Annotated in this window: 18 protein-coding genes and 2 pseudogenes; 10 read left to right on the top strand and 10 right to left on the bottom strand. The window is 71.2% G+C overall.

Features of this window, described 5'->3' with window-relative positions:
• The first annotated feature begins 41 nt into the window (after positions 1 to 41).
• The 3 genes and pseudogenes from ACWEVS_RS17685 to ACWEVS_RS17675 form a co-directional block, all read left to right on the top strand.
• Positions 42 to 2,084 carry an APC family permease gene (locus ACWEVS_RS17685; RefSeq protein WP_449924446.1) on the top strand — a complete coding sequence of 681 codons (2,043 nt, stop codon included), beginning with the start codon at positions 42 to 44 and terminating at the stop codon, positions 2,082 to 2,084.
• A gap of 7 nt (positions 2,085 to 2,091) precedes the next feature.
• Complete coding sequence (locus tag ACWEVS_RS17680) at positions 2,092 to 3,330, top strand: class I SAM-dependent RNA methyltransferase (RefSeq protein ID WP_449924443.1); 1,239 nt, start codon at positions 2,092 to 2,094, stop codon at positions 3,328 to 3,330.
• 243 nt (positions 3,331 to 3,573) lie between these two features.
• Positions 3,574 to 3,747 (top strand): annotated as a pseudogene (locus tag ACWEVS_RS17675) (WhiB family transcriptional regulator); the annotation flags it as partial.
• A 39-nt stretch (positions 3,748 to 3,786) separates the two neighbouring features.
• On the opposite strand, the gene ACWEVS_RS17670 reads toward ACWEVS_RS17675, so the two are convergent.
• From ACWEVS_RS17670 to ACWEVS_RS17660, 3 genes and pseudogenes are all read right to left on the bottom strand, one after another.
• On the bottom strand, positions 3,787 to 3,996 hold the full coding sequence (locus tag ACWEVS_RS17670) for an endonuclease domain-containing protein (RefSeq protein WP_452552371.1): 210 nt from the start codon (positions 3,994 to 3,996) through the stop codon (positions 3,787 to 3,789).
• A gap of 762 nt (positions 3,997 to 4,758) precedes the next feature.
• The gene (locus ACWEVS_RS17665; RefSeq protein WP_452414530.1) at positions 4,759 to 5,082 is read right to left on the bottom strand and encodes a hypothetical protein; all 324 of its coding nucleotides are present in this window, start codon (positions 5,080 to 5,082) and stop codon (positions 4,759 to 4,761) included.
• 24 nt (positions 5,083 to 5,106) lie between these two features.
• Positions 5,107 to 5,238, bottom strand: a pseudogene (locus ACWEVS_RS17660) (hypothetical protein); the annotation flags it as partial.
• Positions 5,239 to 5,552: 314 nt separating this feature from the next.
• Here ACWEVS_RS17660 and ACWEVS_RS17655 point away from each other — a divergent pair.
• Positions 5,553 to 6,089: a hypothetical protein gene (locus tag ACWEVS_RS17655; protein ID WP_452552334.1), complete on the top strand. Its 537-nt coding sequence runs from the start codon at positions 5,553 to 5,555 to the stop codon at positions 6,087 to 6,089.
• Between the two features lie 148 nt (positions 6,090 to 6,237).
• Here ACWEVS_RS17655 and ACWEVS_RS17650 read toward each other — a convergent pair whose 3' ends face one another.
• The 5 genes from ACWEVS_RS17650 to ACWEVS_RS17630 all read right to left on the bottom strand — a co-directional run bounded on the left by ACWEVS_RS17650 (position 6,238) and on the right by ACWEVS_RS17630 (position 10,037).
• On the bottom strand, positions 6,238 to 7,284 hold the full coding sequence (locus ACWEVS_RS17650; protein WP_449924434.1) for a protein-L-isoaspartate O-methyltransferase family protein: 1,047 nt from the start codon (positions 7,282 to 7,284) through the stop codon (positions 6,238 to 6,240).
• A complete protein-coding gene (locus ACWEVS_RS17645; RefSeq protein WP_449924431.1) occupies positions 7,281 to 7,760 on the bottom strand; it encodes a lasso peptide biosynthesis B2 protein in 480 nt (159 codons plus the stop codon). The genes ACWEVS_RS17650 and ACWEVS_RS17645 overlap by 4 nt, the downstream gene beginning before the upstream one ends.
• The gene (locus tag ACWEVS_RS17640) at positions 7,751 to 8,047 is read right to left on the bottom strand and encodes a PqqD family peptide modification chaperone (protein ID WP_449924429.1); all 297 of its coding nucleotides are present in this window, start codon (positions 8,045 to 8,047) and stop codon (positions 7,751 to 7,753) included. Before ACWEVS_RS17640 ends, ACWEVS_RS17645 begins: the two co-directional genes overlap by 10 nt.
• Positions 8,044 to 9,843 (bottom strand): albusnodin/ikarugamycin family macrolactam cyclase, encoded by a 1,800-nt coding sequence (locus ACWEVS_RS17635; protein ID WP_449924426.1) that lies wholly within the window; start codon positions 9,841 to 9,843, stop codon positions 8,044 to 8,046. The genes ACWEVS_RS17640 and ACWEVS_RS17635 overlap by 4 nt, the downstream gene beginning before the upstream one ends.
• 74 nt (positions 9,844 to 9,917) lie before the next feature.
• Complete coding sequence (locus tag ACWEVS_RS17630) at positions 9,918 to 10,037, bottom strand: lasso RiPP family leader peptide-containing protein (RefSeq protein ID WP_449924424.1); 120 nt, start codon at positions 10,035 to 10,037, stop codon at positions 9,918 to 9,920.
• Positions 10,038 to 10,384: 347 nt separating this feature from the next.
• On the opposite strand from ACWEVS_RS17630, the gene ACWEVS_RS17625 reads away from it, so the two are divergent.
• Both ACWEVS_RS17625 and ACWEVS_RS17620 read left to right on the top strand, forming a co-directional pair.
• A complete protein-coding gene (locus ACWEVS_RS17625) occupies positions 10,385 to 11,737 on the top strand; it encodes a helix-turn-helix domain-containing protein (RefSeq protein ID WP_449924422.1) in 1,353 nt (450 codons plus the stop codon).
• A 299-nt stretch (positions 11,738 to 12,036) separates the two neighbouring features.
• Positions 12,037 to 12,336 carry a hypothetical protein gene (locus ACWEVS_RS17620; RefSeq protein ID WP_452552332.1) on the top strand — a complete coding sequence of 100 codons (300 nt, stop codon included), beginning with the start codon at positions 12,037 to 12,039 and terminating at the stop codon, positions 12,334 to 12,336.
• Positions 12,337 to 12,407: 71 nt separating this feature from the next.
• Here ACWEVS_RS17620 and ACWEVS_RS17615 read toward each other — a convergent pair whose 3' ends face one another.
• Entirely contained in the window at positions 12,408 to 14,471 is a 2,064-nt protein-coding gene (locus ACWEVS_RS17615; RefSeq protein ID WP_452552330.1) for a phosphocholine-specific phospholipase C, read from the bottom strand.
• A 133-nt stretch (positions 14,472 to 14,604) separates the two neighbouring features.
• Positions 14,605 to 15,621, bottom strand: a complete 1,017-nt coding sequence (locus tag ACWEVS_RS17610; protein ID WP_452552328.1) for a hypothetical protein — start codon at positions 15,619 to 15,621, stop codon at positions 14,605 to 14,607.
• A 78-nt stretch (positions 15,622 to 15,699) separates the two neighbouring features.
• Between ACWEVS_RS17610 and ACWEVS_RS17605 the strand changes: the two genes are divergently transcribed.
• From ACWEVS_RS17605 to ACWEVS_RS17590, 4 genes are all read left to right on the top strand, one after another.
• Positions 15,700 to 16,605, top strand: coding sequence for an LLM class F420-dependent oxidoreductase (locus ACWEVS_RS17605; RefSeq protein WP_449924411.1), 906 nt, complete (start codon positions 15,700 to 15,702; stop codon positions 16,603 to 16,605).
• An 85-nt stretch (positions 16,606 to 16,690) separates the two neighbouring features.
• A complete protein-coding gene (locus tag ACWEVS_RS17600) occupies positions 16,691 to 18,094 on the top strand; it encodes a 3' terminal RNA ribose 2'-O-methyltransferase Hen1 (protein WP_452414210.1) in 1,404 nt (467 codons plus the stop codon).
• Positions 18,084 to 20,582 carry a polynucleotide kinase-phosphatase gene (locus ACWEVS_RS17595; RefSeq protein WP_452552326.1) on the top strand — a complete coding sequence of 833 codons (2,499 nt, stop codon included), beginning with the start codon at positions 18,084 to 18,086 and terminating at the stop codon, positions 20,580 to 20,582. The genes ACWEVS_RS17600 and ACWEVS_RS17595 overlap by 11 nt, the downstream gene beginning before the upstream one ends.
• Before the next feature lie 80 nt (positions 20,583 to 20,662).
• The gene (locus tag ACWEVS_RS17590; protein WP_449924402.1) at positions 20,663 to 22,066 is read left to right on the top strand and encodes a sugar porter family MFS transporter; all 1,404 of its coding nucleotides are present in this window, start codon (positions 20,663 to 20,665) and stop codon (positions 22,064 to 22,066) included.
• Positions 22,067 to 22,176: the final 110 nt, after the last annotated feature.

The raw sequence follows: 22,176 nt of genomic DNA, 5'->3' as shown, positions 1-22,176 counted from the left end.
GCCATGTCGGTGGGGAGGGGAAGGGCGACTAGCATCTTCACGTGGCGAAGGTGACAGATCTTGTCAAGCGTCTCCTGGTAGGACGCGCGCTCCGTAGCGGGCAGCTTCATGAACAGCTGCTGCCCAAACGGGTTGCGTTGCCCGTTTTCGCGAGCGACGCGCTCTCCTCCGTGGCGTACGCGCCGCAGGAGATCCTCGTCATCCTCTCCCTTGCCGGCGTCTCGTTCTACCGCTACAGCCCGTGGGTCGCCGCCGCGGTCGTCATCGTCATGCTCACCGTGGTCGCCTCCTACCGGCAGAACGTCCACGCCTATCCCAGCGGCGGCGGCGACTACGAGGTCGCCACCGTCAACCTCGGCAAGAACGCGGGGCTCACCGTCGCCAGCGCCCTCCTCGTCGACTACGTGCTCACGGTGGCGGTGTCGGTGGCCAACGGCGTCGACTACGTGGGCGCCACCGTCCCCTTCGTCGCCGAGCACAAGCCGACCGTCGCCATCGTCATCGTCATCCTCCTCACGATCGTGAACCTGCGCGGCATCCGCGAGTCGGGCGTCGCCTTCGCCGTCCCCACCTACGCCTTCATGATCGCGGTGCTCGGCATGGTCACATGGGGCGGCTTCCGGCTGCTGGTCCTGGGCGAGGACCTGCAGGCGCCCACCGCGGGCTTCAAGGTCGTGCCCGAGATGACGGACCTGACCTCCTTCGCCGCCGCCTTCCTCGTCCTGCGCGCCTTCTCCTCCGGCTGCGCGGCGCTGACCGGTGTCGAGGCCATCAGCAACGGCGTGCCGGCCTTCCGCAAACCCAAGAGCAAGAACGCGGCGACCACGCTGCTCATGATGGGCCTGATCGCCGTCACCATGTTCTCCGGCATCATCGCCCTGGGGCTGGTCTCGGGCGTCACCGTGGCCGAGCCGCAGCACGTCGCGCAGGACCTGCTGCGTCCCGACGGTACCCCGGTCGGTCCCGACTACTACCAGCAGCCGATCATCTCCCAGGTGGCCGACGCGGTCTTCGGCAGCGGCTCGCTGATGTTCGTCGTCATCTCCGCCGTCACCGCGCTCATCCTGTTCCTGGCCGCCAACACCGCCTTCAACGGCTTCCCCGTGCTCGGCTCGATCCTCGCCCAGGACCGCTACCTGCCCCGCCAGCTGCACACCCGCGGCGACCGGCTGGCCTTCTCCAACGGCATCGTCATCCTGGCGCTGGGGGCCTGCCTGCTGCTGTGGGGGTTCCAGGCGGACGTCAGCCGCCTGCTGAACCTCTACATCGTCGGCGTCTTCGTCTCCTTCACCCTCAGCCAGACCGGCATGGTCCTCCACTGGACCCGCCACCTGAAGACCGAGACCGACCCGCGCGTCCGCTTCCAGATGCAGCGCTCCAGGGTCATCAACTTCTTCGGCGGCGTCATGACCGCGCTGGTGCTGGTCGTCGTGCTGCTGACCAAGTTCCTGGTGGGCGCCTGGATCGTCTGCATCGCGATGCCGGTGCTGTTCCTGATGATGAAGGGCATCCGCCACCACTACGACAAGGTCGCCGCCGAGCTGGCCGTCACCGAGGACCTCGACGAGACCATACTGCCCGCGCGCAACCACGCGATCGTGCTCGTCTCCAAGCTCCACAAGCCCACGCTGCGGGCGCTCGCCTACGCCCGCGCCACCAGGCCCTCCACCATCGAGGCAGTCACCGTGGGCGTCGAGGGCGAAGAGGCCGCCAACCTGCAGGAGGAGTGGGAGCGCAGGGGCATCCCGGTGCCGCTCAAGATGCTCGACTCGCCGTACAGGGAGATCACCCAGCCCATCCTCGACTACGTCAAGACGCTGCGCCGCCGGTCGCCGCGCGACGTCGTGACCGTCTTCATCCCCGAGTACGTTGTGGGCCGCTGGTGGGAGCACCTGCTGCACAACCAGAGCGCGCTGCGGCTCAAGGCGCGGCTGCTGTTCAAGCCCGGGGTGATGGTGACCAGCGTGCCGTGGCAGCTCCACTCCTCCGACCGGCTGCGGGCCCGCCGCGAGCCGTACGCGCCGGGCGCGGTGCGCCGCCCGTGGCACGAGATCGAGGGCGACGACGAGAAGGCCAAGGCCTGAGTAACCTGTGCAGGTGGAACTCGAAGTAGGGCCGGTGGCCCATGGTGGTTGGTGTGTGGCGCGACACGAGGGGCGCGTCGTCTTCGTACGGCACGCGCTGCCAGGCGAGCGCGTCATCGCGGAGGTGACCGAGGAGACCACGCGCTTCCTGCGCGCCGACGCCGTCCAGATCCTGGAGCCCTCGCCCGACCGCGTGACGCCGCCCTGCCCCTACGCGGGGCCCGGCAGGTGCGGCGGCTGCGACTGGCAGCACGCCAGCATGGAGGCGCAGCGCGCGCTCAAGGCCGACGTCGTGGCCGAGCAACTGCGCAGGCTCGCAGGCATCACCCGCGAGGTGGTGGTCGAGGAGGTGCCGGGCGCCAAGGACGGCCTCGGCTGGCGCACCCGTGTCCAGTTCGCCGTCACCCGTGACGGGACGGTCGGCTTCCGCAGGCACCGCTCCCACGACATCGAGCCCGTCGCCGCCTGCCTCATCGCCCATCCCGAGGTCGAGGCCGTCGGCGTCGAGTCACGCACCTGGGAGGGGGCGTCGGCGGTCGAGGTCATCGCCTCCTCGAGCGGCGACCACGCCGTCGTCATCGCCCCCAAACCGCGCCGCTCCGTCGCCGTGCCCGTGCTCGAGGCGCCCGCCTCCATCCTGGTCAACCAGGGCAAGGGCCGTACCGAGCCGCGGCACGGCTCCGGCATGCTGCACGAGCGGGTCGGCGACCGCGAGTTCCAGGTGACGGGCAGCGGCTTCTGGCAGGTCCACCCCGGCGCCGCCGAGACCCTGCTCGACGCCGTGCTCAGCTACGCCGCCCCCGAGCCCGGCGAGTGGGCCCTCGACCTCTACTGCGGCGTGGGCCTGTTCGCGGCGGGGCTGGCCGAGGCCGTCGGGCCGTCCGGGGCGGTGTTCGGGGTGGAGAGCGAGGCGGCCGCCGTCCGCGACGCCCGGCTCAACCTGCGCGACCTGCCGTGGGCGCGGGTGGAGCGCGGCCGGGTGGAGGACGCGCTGGACCGCTACGAGATCGAGCGCGCCGACCTGGTCGTCGTCGACCCGCCACGGTCGGGGCTCGGCCGCCAGGTGGTCGACCGCATCGCGGCGCTGGAGGCGACGCGGGTGGTGTACGTGTCGTGCGATCCGGCGACGCTGGCGCGCGACCTGGCGTGGTTCGCGGAGCTGGGCTACAGCCTCGCGGACCTGCGCGCGTTCGACGCCTTCCCGATGACACATCACGTGGAGTGCGTCGCGCTGCTGGTCAGCTGATCGCGTGTCACGCTGACCAGCGGAAATGCAACAGATGATGTGTAGCTATGATCAGGGGCAACCTCTGTTGCTACCAAACTTTCGCGCATGAGATGCGCACGATCTTGAACGCCCCGCGACCCGCCAACGGTCGCGGGGCGTAACTTCCTCTCGCCCTCACTCCACACACCGCGCTGGAAGTCCTCGACGCCCTGTCACTGCGTCTCGCCGTCGTCATCAGGAAGCTGACCGCGGCTCGACTGGATGTCCTGGGCCCTGTGCGCGGAGACCGACCCGGAGACGTTCTTCCCCGGGAAGGGCGGCTCATCGCGAACAGGTAAGCGGGTGTGCCGCGGCTGCCCGGTGCGCGCCGAGTGCCTCAACTATGCGCTCGAGTGCGACGAACTGTCCGGCGTCTGGGGCGGGCTGTCCGAGAGAGCGCAGATACATCATGCGGAAGGTGGCCGCGTAACTCGACTATGCACTGCACTGCTCCTCTCCGTAGTGAGGGCACCAGCGGTAGTAGCTGGTGTCGAGGTTGCGGCTCGGTGCGGCTCTGCCGTGCTGAGGCTGCCACCCAGCCCAGTGGCGGGTGTTGCAGGTGTTGCACAGCGGCGCGCGGACGAATCCGTGGGTGTGGCAGTGGTCCCACACGCGCGCCCGCGCACTCATGCAGCCCGTGCACATGAACCGTGACGCTCTCGGCCAGCCATGGCGGCCGGCGCGGTCCGCGCGGTAGCGGCGACCCGCCAGCTCGCCGCCGTAGACCGTGGCGTCCGCGTCATCTTGTTTAGGTCCGTAGATGACGACGCTGCGGGTGATCTCGCCGAGGTCGGCCACCACCGCGTCTCTGACGCGCTCGAACCAGCCGCCGGAGTTCTCCCCGTGGTAAGCCCGAGCAGTCGCATTCCACCCCGGTCGCCTCAAGGCATGCCGTCGTGCATCGCGACAACCTCGACATGTCCCGCCACACCGCGATGTAGCCGTACCTGTCGACCGCTGCCGTCACCAGCTTGACCAGGCAGTTCCGCGGCAGGTGCCACCGGTCGCCGTCGAGGCGGGGGGAACGGATACGGACGGCCTGGCGTAGCCACCGCCAGTTCCCCTTCCTCGCCGGGATCTTCGCGATCACCTGCCCGTCGCGCGGAAGCCATACCTGCGCAATCGGGCCCACCCCGGGCGCAGTGACCACACACCCGTCAACGATGCGAACCTCAGGTACAGGGTCCTGCATTCCTCCACGGTGGCATACGAGTCGGGCAAACCGTGGATGGGCGTAGTGGAGGTGAGCCACGAGCGAGCGCTGGCAGTGTTCGACGAATGGCGACGCCGGGCCCGGCCTGACTGAGCGCCCTCACTCCGTGGGGTGAGAGCGCTCATCGTCTTCCGGGGGCGGGTCGACGCGTCACTGACCGCTGCGAGCGTTAAAGGAGCGGTTCGCCGTGCTGGCTACCTCCATGTGTAGGTGACGGCGTCGCTCCACGGGCCGCAATCCGAGCCGAAGGTGCCGTTGTCGCAGCCTTTGAGCCAGAAAGTCATCTCGCTTCGCCGCCTGGAGTGGCTGGAGGTGAAGCCGATGTCCATGACATCCCGCGTGTTGACGGTGAACTGGCCGCTCCATGGGGTTGTCCGAGCGACGTCGCGCTGGCGGATCTTGTTGCCATCTCGCGAGGTGACCACGACCCTGACGATGTAGAAGTCCCAGTGTGTGCCCATGTGGTCCCACTTGAGCGTGACATTTTGGCCGCGAGTGTTGCGGCCGTTGTCGATCACGGCCAGCGTGGCTGCGGGCCCAACTGCCGGCGACCAGGCGATCGCGCCCCGCGCGAACTGCTGTAGTGCTCCGGACCCGTTCGGGTGTTCGTTCTCGGAGGGGCAGCCGGCGGGCCATGAGGTTCCTTTCAGGCGAGGTTCGCTTGTGCGTCTCATGTATACGGACACCCCCTTTCATCAGGGAAAACGTGACTTGATGGCGGCTTTCGTGACACCTGCCGCTCGGCTCTCGCCCACCGCGGACCTCGTGGCGACAAGCGGCATCTCTCCAGCCATGGCCCGCCCTCCAGCCGGAGGACCGGCTGCTGATCCTCCTCGGCGCCGATCGTGAGCAGACACCCGGGGAACGGGCCGAGGCGACCACAAGGGTCATGCAGCCATAGAGCGAATGGATGGCCAACCCGCTACGGAGTAACGGGGTTCGCCCGCCCTGTGGAGGAGGAAGCGCTACGGTGACGACCATGTTCCAGATGCGGCCTGCACGTGTCGGGGACCAGCCCGAGATCGAGACGCTGATCCGGGCCCGCGCCGCATGGATGCGCGAGCGGGATCTACCCGGCTGGGAGGGCTGGCACGCGAAGGCGGCCGAGCTCGCGGCCCAGGCTGGCGACCCCGCGTTTCCGGTGTGGGCCATGACCGGCGACGACGGCCAGGTAGTCGGGGTGACCAGCCTCTACGAGGAGAGTTCGCCACTGCTGTGGCCAGACCCGTCCGAGCGGTCAGAGCCGTCGCTGTTCCTGGCCACCACGATCACCGACCCGAGCCTGAACGGTCGGCGGCCCGGCAGCCTGATCGCGTGGTGGGCGCTGCACCGGGCCGCCGCCCAGGGCCGCACGTGGGTGAGACGCGGCACCGGCCCATACCCCGGCCTTGTGGCCTACTACCGCGACGTGCAGGGCTGGACCGTCGTCCGCACCGTCGAGCACCAGGGCGTGACCGCCTACGCCCTCCAGCGGCGCGCCAAACCGCAACTGCAGCTCGCCGAGCTCGGCCTGGCGCTCAGCTGAACGCCTACGCCGTCTGTTCGGCCGCCAGACCTCGAACAGCGAGCGCCGCACCGAGCCATGACCGCTGTCCAAGCCCTCGGTGAGTCAATCCGATGACGAAGAAGGAGGCCGCCCATAGGCAGCCCCCTTCTCCTGCAGCAGACGTCCTCTATGCATCCGTAGTGGGAAGCGCCGCGCGTGCCTCCCAGCCGTGGTCGCCGGGCACGAGCGTCACATCGAGGCGGTCCACCCCGGGCCGGCCAACTTCCTGCCAGACTGCCAGGTAGTCCCGAAGTTTCGCCAGCGCAGGCGAGTCGGGCCCGTTGGCGCGCATCTGCCAGGAGTCGGTCAGGACCGCGGCGTTACGGCCGCTGCTGAACCCGAAACCGCTCATCCAGTCCGGCGCGCCCGTGCCCCAGGTGGTGAGGTTGGAGGCGCCAGCCCCGTGGTCACGGGCCGCGCAGTACGCGCGGGCGTCGACCCACGCCTTGGCAGCTTCCGCCCCGTCCAGGCCCACGTCGAACGCCTCGACGTGGGCGGGGCTGTTGAGCAGGGCGAGCGCGGCTGCGGGGTCATCGCTGCCGCGCCAGGCGACCGACACATAGGAGGCGCCGTCGGTGGCGTCCACGTAGAACAAGGGCGTGCCGAGGGTGGTGTTCACCTCGCTGCCCATGTCGACATACACGGCGCTGCTGAGCGCCGCATCGGTCACCTGGTGGCGGTCGTCGACGGTGGCGCGCAGGTGCCCGACCACGCGGGCGACCGGCGCGATGTAGATCGGGGTTGAGATGATCCCGCCTGGGCGTACCTGCTTGAGCCACGCGCCGGGAAGGTGCGTCGGCGTGCACCAGCCGATGATCACGTCGAAGGGCGCCAGGTCGGGCGCTGCCGCGTGTCCGTCGCCGCACAGCACCTGAACGGGGCAGCCGCGCTCGGCGTGCAGGAGGCGGGCGCGTTCGACGAGGGCCGAGTCGATGTCGATCGACACGACATGCCCGGCCGGGCCGACGAGGGCGGCCAGCAGCGCGCCGGTGTAGCCGGTGCCGGTGCCCACCTCGAGGATCCGTTTGCCTGCGAGGTCGGTGCCGATGCGGAGGATGTCACGCTCGATCGCGGCCTGTGCGGTGGTCTGCGGCGGCCGGCCGTGCACGGGGTGGTCGGTGTAGAAGTCGCGCGGAACCGTGGCGACGGCGGCGGATAGAACGTCAGCGTTCATCGGTCTCCCAGGTTTTCGCAGTTCAACAGGTGTCCGACGGCCACGGTAGTGTGCAGTGGCCTGTCAGGCTGGATGGGTTCGCCAAGCAGACCCAAGCAGGTCTGGGTCCATGCGTGGCAGGCGGCCGGCGCGAACCGGCAGCCGATCCGCCAGCTGGCGTGGTAGCCGAGCACAGCGGCGGCCAGGTAGCTGGCGAGGCTGTTTTCCAGGCAGGCGGCACGCCCCGGCCACCGGGCCGTGGCCCAGTCACGGCCGGCGGCCAGCTGGGCGGCCGCTCCGGCGGCCGGGTGGCGGCGCATCAGCCTGGCCGCCGCGCGGGCGCAGGCCAGCACGGCGCGCAGCGGCAGAAGGCGTAGCAGCATGACGGCAGCGACCAGGCAGGCGGCCGCCAGCGCGAGATGGGCCGCTGCGCGGAAGGTGCGGGCGGTCTGCCGGTCGCCGACCGGCTGGATCATGCGGACGGTCGTCACCGCCACCACCACCTCCACCCGTGGCGGCGAGGCCGGACCAGGAGCCGGGCCGCGTCCAGCTGGCGGACGAGGCCGCCTACGTCGGCGTAAGCCTGCTTGGCCGGGATGCCCCAGCGGTGCATCAGCTCCTGGGTTGCTGCGTCGATGTCGCCGCGGGCCAGGTGGGGCCAGCAGGCCACGGCGGCCGGGGTGAGCACGTGCCAGCGACCTCGACGGCGCACGTCGAGCAGCATGCCGCCCTCCTCGGTGATGGTGGCGTGAACGTGGCTGGAAACGTGGAGGAGGCGTGTCATCGGGCCCCCTGGAGTACGGCGCTGCCGGGCGGCTGCAGCTGGTGGCGGGCGAGCCACAGCTCTGCCGACAGGAGCAGTTCGAGCGCCGCCATCCGGCCGGGCACGCCGGCGGCCAGCAGCGCCACGTCGGCGGCGGCTCGCCGGTGGTCGATCAGGCCGGCGTCGACGAGCCGGGAGGAGGCGAGCACGTCGCGGATGTTGTCGTGGTTGGTGGCCACCCCCGCGTAGGCGTTCTGGGCGAGGCTGCCTTTCGTGGCCCGGCTGAGGATCTCGGCCGGCACCATGCCGGTGAGGGCGGCGGCCAGCAGCGGCTTCGGGCTGGTGCGCGATAGCCGCTCCCAGGCGGGCCGTGCCAGCGCGGCGCGCACGACCTGGTTGTCCAGCATGGGCGCGTGCAGGTGGACGCCCGCCTGCCGTACCGCTTGAGCGTACTGGGCGTGGTAGCCGCCGTATTCGACGACGTCGCAGCGCAGCCGGTAGGCGGCCTGCGCGGCGCCGGACAGGCGCGGCGCGGCGTCGGCGGCCTGCATCAGCGCCTGGCCGACGTCGAGGGCGGCATCACGGGTGAACCAGGCAGCGATGCCAGGTGACAGCAGCCAGCCCGAATGGTGGCCCCGACGGCCGGACATCGCGTAGGAGCATTGAGCCGCGGAGACGATCGAGTGGCTGAGACGGCGCAGCGCGCCCGGGTAGCCGCAGGACGCGTCGGCCAGACCCGCCCGCACGGCAGCGGCGACGGGCCGGTGGCGGAGGCGGGCGCGGGCAGTGGTCTCGGCCAGCCACCACCGCCACTGCCCGGCTCGGGCGAGGTCGGCCAGCGCGTAGGCCGGCGGGGCGAACAGAGTGTCGCCGCCGCCGCCCGTCAGATGCGCGTCGGAGCCGTCGGCGGCGATCACCTGTAGGTATTCGGCGTGCACCGCCCAGCGGGCCGCGTCCGCGTACGGCAGGTCGGTGGCCGGCACCCGGTCCAGGTGGTCGAACCAGCGTGCGCTGCCGGGCACGACCCGGTGGAGGACGCCGGGCAGCGCGTCGACGGCGCGCTGTGCGTACATCAGGTCGTCGTTGTCGGCCAGGTACGGGTGATGGGTGAACGCGGGCAGGCGGCGCGGGCTGGCGTGCGCGGCAGCCGCCGCCACGCAGGTCGAGTCGACGCCCCCGGACAGGTCGGCGGACAGCCGCGGATGTGCGGCCGCACGGGCTTCGACGCTGCTGGTCAAGGCGTGCCGCAGCTCATACCGGGCGTCGGCGGGGTCGTGGCTGGCGCAAGTGGCCGGCTCGTAGTCGACGACCGCCCCGGTGGGAAGTTCAAGCAGCCGGCCGGCCGGCACCCGCGCCACGCCTCGGTACACGGTGGTGTGGCCGGCCAGTTCCGGCACGGTCGGCGCGGCCATCCACGCGATCACGCTGGTGAGGTCGATGTCGGCGCCGGTGTGGGCGGCGAGCAGGCCCGCCTCGGCGGCCCACACGATATCGTCGCCGCGCCGCGCGTAGTAGACGGGCCGGACGCCCGCCACATCGCCGATGACGACCGTCTTGACCCCGTCGGTCGCGGCCACCCAGTAGGAGCCGGGCCAGCCGGTCAGCTCACGCCACCGGCCCGCCCGTACCGCCACGAGCGCGGCGTCCAGCTGGCGTTGGCTGGCGTAGCAGTCGCCCGCCACCGCCAGCCACGTACGGCCCGCCTGCGCCGTACGGCACGTGCCGGGCCCATCGACCCATACCGGGTGAGGCGCCTCCCACAGCGATCGTCCCGACCCGGGCTTGTCCTGGCTGCCGCTCGTCCCGGCCAGCCCCATGTCTCCTCCTACGTCCCTCAGATAAGGGCGGGGGCGAGCTGCCCAACGACAGCCCGCCCCCTTGGGCTCGCTACCTAGGAGAAGTAGCGGTTGTTGTCCTGGCTGTCCTCGGCGTACTGGCCGAGCGTGACGGCCTGCACGTCACCGAGCTCGACGACGGCGGGCGGCTGGTAGGCCTGGTCGGTGGTCTGCATTCTGGTTCTCCCTTCGGTGTGGATCTTCCGGTGTGGCGGGGCCGGGCGAGGCTCAGCCGGTCACTTTCCGGTGTGGTTGGGGCACGGGACCTTGATCGGCTTGCCGTTCTCGTCGGTCGTGGTGATGAACCCCGAACCGTCGCAGGTCCTGCATGAAGACATGACGATCTCCACTTCTGTCGGGACATGGCGGAACGGTGATGTCGACGTGATCCGGGTGCGATCACTGACCGGCCGGTTTACGCTCCGGCTATCCGCCCGTACGGATCGTCACCTGGCGGGAGCCGGGCCGCCCAGAGGTCTGGTGTTGCCGCAACACCGCAGCAACACGGCGAGGAGCTGGTCAGATGGACGAGCACCACAGCATGACGGCACACATGTGGGGTACGGCGTTGCGGCACCTGCGCAACCAAGCCGGCCTGTCACAGCGGGAGCTGGGCAAGCTGGCGCTCTACGACCACACGCGCATCTCCCGGGCGGAGAAGGGCGAGATCCTCCCGCCGGCTGACCAGGTGCGCGCCCTCGATGCCGCGCTGGAAGCGGGAGGGATGCTATTGGCCCTCAGTGACGCCGCCCGGGGATGGCAGTGCCTCCCATTCGCCGCGAGCGCCGCTGGCATACACGACGGCGAACCGGTCATGCTGGACATGCAGACACCGGACGGAAGGAGCGTGCGGGTGACCCTCTCGCGACGCCAGTTCACCCAACTGCTCGCCAGCGGAGCGCTCGCCTCCGTTGTGCCAGGCCTCGGCGACCCTGACCAGACCCAGCGCATCGCCCGCGCGATCGAGCAGCCCGCCCGCGTCGACGGCGAGGTCATCGACTACTTCCGCCGCGTCCTCGCCGAGCACTACACCGCCGACAAGATACTCGGCCCCCGCTCACTTCTTCGGCCCGTGCTGGCCCAGATCGACGTGCTCGACGAGCTGCGCCGCGGTGCCGGCGCCCGGCACGCCGAACCGCTGCTGCAGGTCCTGGCCCAGTACGCCGAGATGGCCGGCTGGCTGCACCAGGATCTCGGAGAGCTCAACACCGCCATGGACTGGACCCGGCGGGCGGCCGAGTGGGCGCAGTGCGCTGGCGACACCCAGATGAGCGCCTACATGCTGGTCCGCCAGTCCAACATCTCCGTCCTGACCGACGACTACGCCGCCGTCGTCCACCTGGCGGCTGCCGCCCGCCGCCGCCCGGCTGAACTGGAACCCAAGTTGAACGCACTGGCCGCCCAGCAGCAGGCCCGCGGCCTGGTGATGCTCGGCGAGCACGACGACTGCTTCGCCCTGCTGGACGAGGCCGGCGAGACTCTGCGCGACCATCCACAGGTCACCCACCCGCACGTGCCCGTCTACCTGCACCACTACGACTGGGACACGCTGCAGGAGCAGTCCGCGGTCTGCTACCGGGCCGCCGGCCGCGCCGACACCGCCGTCACCATCCTCGAAGACCAGATCGGCAGGCTGCCCGCGACCCTCGCCCGCGACCGCGGTCACCTGACTGCGAAGCTGGCCGTCGCGGTCGCCCAGTCGGAGCAGGATCCGGGCCGGGCCGCGCACCTCGGGCACGAGGCGCTCGGCGTCGCCCGCCAGACCGGATCGGCGCGCATCCAGCGGGAGCTGCGCACCCTGGACGCCGAACTGCTGGAGCGGTGGCCGAACGATAGCCAGGCTGCCACCTTCCATGAGGCGCTCGTCAGCGCCTAACACCTGCGCCCCGCCGATCAGGGCGGGCGTTCCCTTCAGCAGGGAAGCCCTGAAGGCGACGAACGCCCCACCGGTCAGGGCAAGGCATTCGTATCTCAGCGCTCCAGGCATGCCCGCCGCCTCTCAGCGCAGGCTGCCACCTTCCATGAGGCGCTGGTCGGGCGGGAAACGTGGAAGGTGGCTCCCCCGTGGTACGGGTGGCACGCGAGGCGCGCGTTCCCTCGGTAAAGAGGCTGACCTGACGGAGGGTGGTCGTGTAATAACGGATGGTCAGGTTCTCCACGAAAGGATCCGCGACCATGCGCCTCATCGCCCTCGCCGCGTCCACCCTGCTCACCGCCGGCCTGCTGTGCCTTCCCGGTCCGGCGGTCGCGGCCGTCCCGTCCGGCAACGCGCCGTCCTGCGTCACCGTCTGGGAGCACGTCGGGCGCATCACCAAGACCGGCTACGCGCGCAACGACTGCCGCTCCACGCTGAACCTGAAGATCGTCTGGGCTCGGGGCACGGACGGCCCGTGCCGCAGCGTGCGCCCGGGGCAGACCATCAGCACGCAGGTGCCCCGCGGCGTCCGCTCGTTCGACGGCGCGAACCTGTGCTGACCTGACCGGCGGCACGGCAGCGGACGCCCGGCCGGGATGCCCCGGCCGGGCGTCCGCCCGCGTTCAGGGCGTCAGCCGGTGACGCTGGCGCGGCCGTTCTCGACGTGGCCCATCAGGCGGCGAGCGTAGGAGGGGTCCTCCGCGCAGCTGATCTGCACGTCGTACCAGCCGTGGGACTCCTCGACGGGCCAGACGACCTGGCGGTACTGACCCGGTCGCAACGGCACCGCCTGCTCCTTGGTGCCGTAGGCGTTGGCCCGCACCGTGAGGGTCACGCGGTGGTCGCCGAGGTTGGTGATCTCGATGCGGACCTTGCGCGGATCGACATCGATCACCTGCTGCACCTGCACGCGCGCGGCCCGGCCGCCGAGCTCGCCGGCGAACTCCCGGCGGAAGCCGTTCGGCCCGGTCAGGACCAGGTCGTAGCGGTCCTTGACCGCGACGGTCCGGGTGGCGACGCCGAGCACGTCGAGGTGGAGCGGGCGCTCGAACTCGCCGGCGTAGGGGTAGAGCGTCAGGTGCGCGCTGTCGCTGCCGGCGTTGGCCAGGGTCAGCTCCAGGTCGCCGCCCAGCAGGCGGGCCCAGGCGTTGATCTGGTACGGCAGCGGCCGCGCGGGACGGACCCCGGGCTCCTGCACCGGCATGCGCTGCTCGGCCGGGGGAGCCGGGCGCCAGCGGCCGGTGAAGGCCGGGACCTGGGCGGGCGCGGTCGGGGTCGGCCGGGGACCGGCGGAGGCGAAGTCGAAGGCCGAGGTCAGGTCGCCGGAGACGGTGCGCCGCCAGGGGGAGACGTCGGGGAAGCGCACGCCCAGCCACGTCTCCAGGAACCGCACGGTCGAGGAGTGGTCGAAGATCTGCGAGCAGGTGTAGCCGCCGACGGTCCACGGCGAGACGACCGTCATGGGGACCCGGATGCCCAGCCCGATCGGGTTGCCGTTGTAGAACTCGTCGGTCAGCTCGGCGGGCGGCAGCGGCGGCGGCATGTGGTCGAAGAAGCCGTCGTTCTCGTCGTAGGTGATGAACAGCGCGGTCGACTGCCACACCTCGGGGGTGGAGGCGATCGCGTCGAGGATGTCGTAGGTGATCCGCGCGCTCTGGGCGGGGGACGAGGCCGAGGGGTGCTCGGAGTCGGCCGCCGACGGCACGATGTAGCTCACCTCCGGCAGCCTGCCCGCCTCGACGTCGGCGCGGAAGGTCTGGGCCAGCGTCTTGGACGGCACGCGGCGCAGCGCGCGGTCGAACAGCGAGCGCTCCTGCGGCGTCAGCTGCGCCACTCCCTCCTCCAGGCGGGCCAGCAGCTGCTCCCGCTTGGCCGGGGCCGCCGACTGGACCGCGTCGTAGAAGGAGTCCATGCTCTTGTAGTCGCCGAGCAGCGCCTTGCGGGCGATCTGCCGGAAGCGGGCGAAGAATTCCAGGTTGTTGTCCTGGTAGTTGTCCCACTCGTGGTAGACCTGCCAGGACCGGCCGGCGGCCTCCAGGATCTCCCCGGCGTTGGACCAGGTGTAGCCGGCGTGGGTGTTCTCGCTGTAGGCGGAGTTGTCGATGGCCCGCTTGGTCGTGCCCGGCTCGAAGCCGGTGTGCCCGCTGACGTGGTAGTTGCGGTTCGGGCTGGTGGAGGAGAGCACCGAGCAGAAGTAGTGGTCGCAGAGGGTGAAGGTGTCGGCCAGCTCGTACTGGAGCGGGATGTCCTGGCGCTCGTAGTAGGCCATCGTGGCCGGTGACTTGGCCGGGATCCAGCCGTTGTGCCAGCCCTTGGCCGCCGCGGCCTGGCCGTCGTTCCAGCCGTGGGCCAGATCCGAGATCCACTGCAGGTCCTTGCCGACCAGGCCGGCCGCCTCGCGTACCGAGAAGGGAAGCACCCGGCCGGACGCCGAGGGTTGCTCGAAGACCGGCTTGCCGTCCGGCAGCCTGACGGCGTTGCGGTCGCCGTATCCGCGCACCCCGCGCAGCGTCCCGAAGTAGTGGTCGAACGAGCGGTTCTCCTGCATCAGGAACACGACGTGCTTGATGGCGGACAGGCCGCCTGCGGGCACCGGCATCGCCATCGCGCGGTGTACCGAAGGCGGCAGCAGCGAGCTCGCCAGGACGCCGGCGCCGACCGTGAGGAACCGGCGGCGAGAGTGGCCGTGGGACATGGATCTTTCCTTCCAAGGGGGAACGGAGGAAGGAAATCAATGGATGGGAACCATACCTTTACCGCCGGGTGTCGAACAGATGACGGCGTCGGGGGTATTTGCCATGGGCTCCATCGACGGATGCCCGCCTGGCTCAGCCGCGCGGGCCGCGCAGCGCCCTGACGACGGTCGCGGACGGCGGGGCGCCACGGGCCGACAGCCAGGCCAGGTGGTGGCGGGTGGCGTACAACGACAGCTTGCGGGCGTCGAGCAGGCCGAGGTCGCCGGAGCCGGCCAGCACGGCGGTGAGCGCGATCCGCCCCCACGCCGTCGCCTCGTCGATCCTGAGCGCCTCGCGCACCTGGCCGTGCGCGGCCCGCACGGCGGCGGCCAGGCGCCGCATGCGGCCCTCCGGAGCGGTGAGCGGTTCGATCGGGGCCAGCAGGTTGACCGTGCCCAGCTCCGCCCCCGCGGCCCTGGTCTGGCGGAGCATCTCCACGTCGGACGGCGCGAGGCCGGCCGGGCCCAGCGGCAGGCTGTAGATGACCGCGAGGTCCTGGTCGCGTTGCAGGTCGGCCAGCGCGCGGGCCCTGCGCCGTACGGCCGGCAGGTCGCCGCCGTCGCGGACGTCGAACTCCACGAACGAGGCGCCGAAGGCGCCGATCATCCTGCGGTAGGCGGAGGTGAGCGCGTCCTGGGCGACGCAGGCGCCGGCCAGCTCCGTGCCCGCGGGCCCGCCGAAGGCGAGACCGGCCTGGCCGCCGGCCGCGCGCAGCGACGGGATCCGGTTGGCGACGAGATCGAGGCCGGGCTCGAGCGTGCCGCCCCATCGGGGCGCGCAGCCGCTCGGTCCCGCCGTCACCCGGCCCAGCAGGAACCACCGCACCCCGGTACGGCGGGCGGCCTCGGCCGGGTCGAAGCGCGGGTTCTCGGCGGTGTCGACGAAGGCGACATAGCCGGAAGGACTCGCGGCGGCGCTCGCCGAGGGCGTGGCCGTGGTCGAGGGGAAGGCCGCGGCCGGCGGGCCCGCGGCGGTGAGGGGTGAGGGCCACTCGGGCGTGGCCTGGGCGGGCAGGAACCAGACCGCCACGCCGGTCACCCCCACCAGGACGAGCCCGGCCAGCACCACGAGGGCGCGCGGCGGGGTGCCCGGCTCTCTGTGACGCGCCATGCTCACCTACCGTGTCATGCCGATGACCGATGGTGAACGCTAGCAGGGGCGGCGCCGGGGTGACCTGATAATGGCCGCATGAAGCTAAGGATCTTCACCGAACCCCAGCAGGGTGCCACCTATGACGATCTGCTGGCCGTGGCGAAGGCCACCGAGCGGCTCGGGTTCGACGCGTTCTTCCGCTCCGACCACTACCAGCGCATCGGGCCCGGCGACCCCGGCCCCGGCTCGACCGACGCGTGGATCACCCTGGCGGGGCTGGCGAGGGAGACTTCGGCGATCAGGCTGGGCACGCTGGTGACGCCCGCGACCTTCCGCCTGCCGGGCCCGCTGGCCATCAGCGTCGCCCAGGTCGACCAGATGAGCGGCGGCAGGGTGGAACTGGGCTTCGGCACCGGCTGGTTCGACGGCGAGCACACCGCCTACGGCATCCCCTTCCCGCCGCTCGGCGAGCGGTTCGCCAGGTGGGAGGAGCAGTTGGAGATCATCACGGGGCTGTGGACGGCCGAGGAGGGCTACTCCTTCGAGGGCGCCTACTACCGCGTGGCCGACTCGCCCGCGCTGCCCAAGCCCGCCCAGCGTCCCGGCCCGCCGATCATCATCGGCGGGATCGGGGCCAAGCGGACCCCGCGCATGGCGGCCAGGTTCGCCGACGAGTACAACGTGCCCTTCCACTCCGTGGAGGAGACGAGGGCGGCCTTCGAGCGGGTCCGGCTGCTGGCCGAACGTCCGATGACCTACTCGGCCGCGCAGACCGTCTGCGTCGGCGCCGACGAGGCCGAGGTGGAGCGGCGGGCGGCGGCCATCGGCAACACTCCGGCCCGGCTGCGCCAGGAGGGCCTGGCGGGCACTCCCGCCGAGGTGCTCGACAAGATCGGCCGTTTCGCCGAGGCCGGCGCCGAGCGGATCTACCTGCAGGTCCTGGACCTGTCCGACCTGGAGCACCTGGAGCTGATCGCGGCTGAGGTACTGCCCCACGTGTGACGCGGCCCGTCCCGGCGACATCCCGGGACGGGTCCCACCGGGATATGCGATGGCATGACAAACCGGGCTACGGCACACTTGAGCCGTGCTGCTGACGATCTCGACCACCGCCGCACCGGCCACCGACCTGGGCTTTCTCCTGCACAAGCATCCCGACAGGGTGCAGGAGTTCGCCCAGTCCTTCGGGACGGCCACGGTGTTCTACCCGGAGGCGGGCGAGGAGCGGTGCACCGCGGCGCTGCTGCTCGACGTCGACCCCGTCGCGCTGGTCCGCTCCAAGGGCCGCACGTCGCCCGACTTCAGCCTGTCGCAGTACGTCAACGACCGGCCGTACGCGGCCTCCTCCCTCATGGCGGTGGCGATCGGCGACGTCTTCCGCACCGCGCGGAGCGGGCGCTGCAACGCCAGGCCCGAGCTGGCGGCGGCGCCGCTGCCGCTGGAGATCACACTGCCGGCGCTGCCCTGCAGGGGCGGCCCCGACCTGGCGCGCAGGCTGTTCGAGCCGCTCGGCTGGGTGACCGAGGCGCAGGCCGTCCCGCTGGACGAGGCCTTTCCCGCGTGGGGCGAGTCCCGGTACGTGCGGCTGCGGCTGCGCGGGCGGCTACGGCTGGCCGACGCGCTCAACCACCTGTACGTGCTGCTGCCGGTGCTCGACGACGGCAAGCACTACTGGATCGCGCCCGACGAGGTCGACAAGCTGATCCGCGCGGGCGAGGGCTGGCTGGCGCCGCATCCCGAGCGGACCCTGATCACCCGCCGCTACCTCGGACGGCGCAGAGCCCTGGAGCGTACGGCCTTCGCCAGGCTCGCCGAGCTGGGCGACGAGACCGAGGAGGCGCTCGAGCCGCGCATCGAGGAGGACAAGGGCGGACCGCTGGAGGACAAGGCCGTCCCGCTGAACACGCGGCGGCGCGAGGAGGTCGTCAGGACGCTGGAGGAACTGGGCGCCGCCTCCGTCATCGACCTGGGCTGCGGCTCCGGCCAGCTGGTCGGCGCGCTGCTGGCGCTGCCGAGGTTCGCCAGGGTCACCGGCGTGGACGTCTCGACGCTCGCGCTGGCCATCGCCGCGCGCAAGCTCAAGCTCGACCGGATGCCCGACGCCAAGCGGGCCAGGCTCACCCTGTTCCAGGGCGCGCTCACCTACACCGACCCGCGCTTCGCCGGATACGACGCCGCCGTGCTCATGGAGGTGATCGAGCACGTCGACCCGCCCCGGCTGGCGGCGCTGGAGCGGGTGGTGTTCGGCCAGGCCGCGCCCCGGCACGTGATCGTCACCACGCCCAATTCCGAGTACAACGTCAACTACGAGTTCCTGACCGGGCTGCGCCACCCCGACCACCGCTTCGAGTGGACCCGCGCCGAGTTCCAGGACTGGGCCACCCGCGTGGCAAGGGAACACCGCTACACCGTCGGCTTCAAGCCCGTCGGCGACGAGGACCCCGTCAGGGGCGCGCCGACCCAGATGGGAGTCTTCACCCGTGAGCACTGAGATCCGCATCCCCGAGCTGTCCCTCGTGGTGCTCGTCGGCGTCTCGGGCAGCGGGAAGTCGACGTTCGCCGCCCGACACTTCAAGCCCACCCAGGTCATCTCCTCCGACTTCTGCCGGGGCCTGGTCTCCGACGACGAGAACGACCAGAGCGCCACCCACGCCGCCTTCGAGCTGCTCGACCACATCGTCGCGACCCGGCTCTCGCGCGGCCTGCTGACCGTGGTCGACGCCACCAGCGTGCAGTACGGCGCCCGCCAGAACCTCATCGCGCTGGCCAGGAAGCACGACGTGCTGTGCGACGCGATCGTGCTCGACGTGCCGGAGGAGGTGGCGATCGAGCGCAACGCGTCCCGTCCCGACCGCGACTTCGGCGCCGGTGTGGTGCTGAGGCAGCGCAAGGACCTGCGCCGCTCGCTCGGCGCGATCCACCGGGACGGCTTCCGCAAGGTCCACGTGCTGCGCGGCGTGGACGAGATCGACGCCGCCACGATCGCCTACGACAGGGCCTGGAGCGACAGGAAGGACCTCACGGGGCCCTTCGACCTCATCGGCGACGTCCACGGCTGCCGGGCCGAACTGGAGTCACTGCTCACCGAGCTGGGCTGGGAGCTGACCCGCGTCGACGGCAAGGCGGTGGGCGCCACGCACCCTGAGGGCCGCACCGCGGTGTTCGTCGGCGACCTCGTCGACCGCGGCCCCGACTCGCCCGGCGTGGTCCGCCTGGTCATGGGCATGGTCGCGGCCGGCACCGCCCTCTGCGTGCGGGGCAACCACGAGGACAAGCTGGTCAAGGCGCTCAAGGGCCGCAAGGTGCGGGTGGCCCACGGCCTGGAGCGCTCGCTCGAGCAGTTCGCCGCCGAGAGCGAGGAGTTCACCCGCGAGGCGAGCGCGTTCCTCGACGGGCTCATCAGCCACTACCAGCTCGACGAGGGCCGCCTGGTGGTCGCGCACGCCGGGTTGAAGGAGGCCTACCACGGCCGCGCCTCCGGCAGGGTCCGCTCCTTCGCGCTGTACGGCGAGACCACCGGCGAGACCGACGAGTACGGCCTGCCCGTGCGCTACCCGTGGGCGCAGCAGTACCGGGGCCGCGCCATGGTCGTCTACGGCCACACCCCCACGACCAGGCCCGAGTGGATCAACAACACGATCTGCCTCGACACCGGCTGCGTGTTCGGCGGCCGGCTGACCGCGCTGCGCTACCCCTCGCGCGAGATCGTCTCGGTGCCGGCGGAGACCGTCTGGTACGAGCCGGTCAAGCCGCTCGGCGCCCCCGGCCACCGCGACGCCGTCACCCTCGACATCGACGACGTGCGGGGCACCCGGTACGTCGAGACGCGCTTCGGCGCCAAGGTCAAGATCATGGAGGAGAACGCGGCGGCCGCCCTGGAGGTGATGAGCCGCTTCGCCGTCGACCCGCGCTGGCTGGTCTACCTGCCGCCGACGATGGCCCCGCCGGAGACCTCCCGCCTGGACGGCTACCTGGAGCACCCGCACGAGGCGTTCGAGGAGTTCGCCGCCCACGGGGTGCGCGAGGTCGTGTGCGAGGAGAAGCACATGGGCTCGCGGGCCGTGGCGGTCCTGGCCAGGACCGCCGAGGTCGCGGCCGAGCGGTTCGGCGTGAGCGACGGCACCACCGGCGTGGTCTACACCCGCACCGGCCGGCCGTTCTTCGACGACCTGGCGCCGCTGGTCGACAGGCTGCGGCGGGCGTGCGAGCCGCTGTGGAGCGCGCTCGGCTCCGACTGGGTGGTGCTCGACTGCGAGCTGCTGCCGTGGTCGGCCAAGGCCGGGGAGCTGATCCGCACGCAGTACGCCTCCGTGGGCGCGGCCGCGCGGGCCGCGCTGCCGGCAGCGGTCGGCGCCCTGAACGCGGCGGCCGAGCGCGGGCTGGATGTGGGCGAGTTGTTGGCCCGCACCCGGCGTCGCGAGGACAACGCTGCCCGTTTTCGCGACGCCTATGCGCGCTACTGCTGGCCGGTCGACGGACTCGAGGGGATACGGCTGGCGCCGTTCCAGATCCTGGCGGCCGAGGGGCGCAACACCGCGCTCGAGCCGCACGCCTGGCACCTGGAGCGGCTCGCCCTCCTCGACGACCCGATCATCACGCCCACCCGGCACCTGTTCGTCGACCTGACCTCCGCCGAGTCGCGGGAGCGGGCGGTGGAGTGGTGGCTTGCGCTGACGGCCGAGGGCGGCGAGGGCATGGTCGTCAAGCCCGCCGTCCACCCCGAGGGCCGCGTCCAGCCGGGTGTGAAGGTGCGCGGGCGCGAGTACCTGCGGATCATCTACGGGCCCGACTACACCGAGTCGCTCGACACGCTGCGCCGCCGCTTCCTCGGCAAGAAGCGCTCCATGGCGCTGCGCGAGCACGCCCTCGGATTGGAGGCGCTGGCCCGGCTGGCCGACGGCGACTCACTGTGGCGGGTGCACGAGCCTGTCTTCGCCGTGCTGGCGATGGAGTCGGAGCCGGTCGACCCACGGTTGTGATCGCCGGATCTCGACCCAGGGCGGAGCCGTAGCCAGGCCTGTCGTGGGTAGTGGGCGCGACCGTGGGTAGTGGGCGCGACATGGTGCGCTCTGAGCATGTACGACAGGAAAACATCGGTCATGTCGTCTTCATCACGGCGGCCGCCGCCATCGGCGGCTTCCTGTTCGGCTACGACAGCTCGGTGATCAACGGCGCGGTCACCGGAATCCGGCACCACTTCCAGGTGGGCGCGGTCGAGACGGGCTTCGTCGTGGCCATCGCCCTGCTGGGGTCGGCGGCGGGCGCGTGGCTGGCCGGCGGGGTGGCCGACCGGTGGGGGCGCGTCAGGACCATGCAGCTGGCCGCGGGACTGTTCGCGGTCAGCTCGATCGGCCAGATGCTGCCCTTCGCCCTCTGGGACCTGGCCTTCTGGCGGGTGCTCGCCGGCGTGGCCATCGGCATGGCCTCCGTGATCGGCCCCGCCTACATCGCCGAGGTGGCCCCGCCCGCCTACCGCGGCCGGCTGGGCTCCTTCCAGCAGCTGGCCATCGTGCTCGGCATCGCGGTCTCCCAGCTGGTCAACTACATGATCGCGCGCCTGGCCGGCGGCAACGTCAACAACGAGCTGTGGGGTCTGCAGGCCTGGCAGTGGATGCTCGGCGCGTGCGTCGTGCCGGCCCTGCTGTACCTGCTGTTCGCCTCGGTGATCCCCGAGTCGCCGCGCTTCCTGGTCGCCGTCGGCCGTACCGAGGCGGCCAAGCGGGTGCTGGCCGAGGTCGAGGGAGAGAGCGCCGACCTGGACACCCGGCTGGAGGAGATCCGCAGCGTGCTGCGGACGGAGGAACGCACGCACCTGCGCGACCTGCGCGGCCCCGCGCTGGGGCTGCTGCCGATCGTGTGGATCGGCATCGTGCTGTCGGTCTTCCAGCAGTTCGTCGGCATCAACGTGATCTTCTACTACTCCTCCGTGCTGTGGCAGTCGGTCGGCGTCACCCAGAGCAACTCGCTGCTGATCAGCTTCTCCAGCTCGGTGATCAACATCATCGGCACGTTCATCGCCATCGCCCTGGTCGACAAGCTCGGCCGCAAGCCGTTGCTGCTGATCGGCTCGGCCGGCATGGCGATCTCGCTGGGCACCGCCGCGTGGGCGTTCAGCGCCGCCAAGTACGTCGGCCAGACGGTCACGATGCCCGACCCACAGGGCGCCGTCGCGCTGATCGCGGCCCACACGTTCGTGCTGTTCTTCGCCCTGTCATGGGGTGTGGTGGTGTGGGTCCTGCTGGGCGAGATGTTCCCCAACCGCATCCGCGCCGTCGCCCTGTCGGTCGCCGCGGCCGCCCAGTGGCTGGCCAACTGGGCGATCACCGTGACGTTCCCCAGCCTGGCGGAGTGGAACCTGCCGCTCACCTACGTCATGTACGCGTGCTTCGCGGCGCTGTCGTTCGTCTTCGTCACCAGGTGGATCAAGGAGACGCGGGGCCGCAAGCTGGAGGAGATGGGCTAGCACTCCAGCCGCGCGGCGATCCCGCTGGCGTGCCGGGTTACGGCCGCGGTGGTGATGCGGTGGTGATGCGGTGGTTGGCGGCCACCGCATGATTGTCGTTTGCTGGATGA

This window comes from Nonomuraea sp. NPDC003754 (assembly GCF_053605785.1).
This window is presented reverse-complemented; position numbering and strand designations above follow the sequence as displayed.

Bases quoted from the DNA above. Each gene is read 5' to 3' on its own strand.
- ACWEVS_RS17670 (WP_452552371.1), bottom strand. From the start codon at position 3,996: ATGTGCACGGGCTGCATGAGTGCGCGGGCGCGCGTGTGGGACCACTGC.
- ACWEVS_RS17655 (WP_452552334.1), top strand. From the start codon at position 5,553: ATGCGGCCTGCACGTGTCGGGGACCAGCCCGAGATCGAGACGCTGATC.
- ACWEVS_RS17650 (WP_449924434.1), bottom strand. From the start codon at position 7,284: ATGAACGCTGACGTTCTATCCGCCGCCGTCGCCACGGTTCCGCGCGAC.
- ACWEVS_RS17640 (WP_449924429.1), bottom strand. From the start codon at position 8,047: ATGACACGCCTCCTCCACGTTTCCAGCCACGTTCACGCCACCATCACC.
- ACWEVS_RS17635 (WP_449924426.1), bottom strand. From the start codon at position 9,843: ATGGGGCTGGCCGGGACGAGCGGCAGCCAGGACAAGCCCGGGTCGGGA.
- ACWEVS_RS17630 (WP_449924424.1), bottom strand. From the start codon at position 10,037: ATGCAGACCACCGACCAGGCCTACCAGCCGCCCGCCGTCGTCGAGCTC.
- ACWEVS_RS17625 (WP_449924422.1), top strand. From the start codon at position 10,385: ATGGACGAGCACCACAGCATGACGGCACACATGTGGGGTACGGCGTTG.
- ACWEVS_RS17620 (WP_452552332.1), top strand. From the start codon at position 12,037: ATGCGCCTCATCGCCCTCGCCGCGTCCACCCTGCTCACCGCCGGCCTG.
- ACWEVS_RS17615 (WP_452552330.1), bottom strand. From the start codon at position 14,471: ATGTCCCACGGCCACTCTCGCCGCCGGTTCCTCACGGTCGGCGCCGGC.
- ACWEVS_RS17610 (WP_452552328.1), bottom strand. From the start codon at position 15,621: ATGGCGCGTCACAGAGAGCCGGGCACCCCGCCGCGCGCCCTCGTGGTG.
- ACWEVS_RS17605 (WP_449924411.1), top strand. From the start codon at position 15,700: ATGAAGCTAAGGATCTTCACCGAACCCCAGCAGGGTGCCACCTATGAC.
- ACWEVS_RS17590 (WP_449924402.1), top strand. From the start codon at position 20,663: ATGGTGCGCTCTGAGCATGTACGACAGGAAAACATCGGTCATGTCGTC.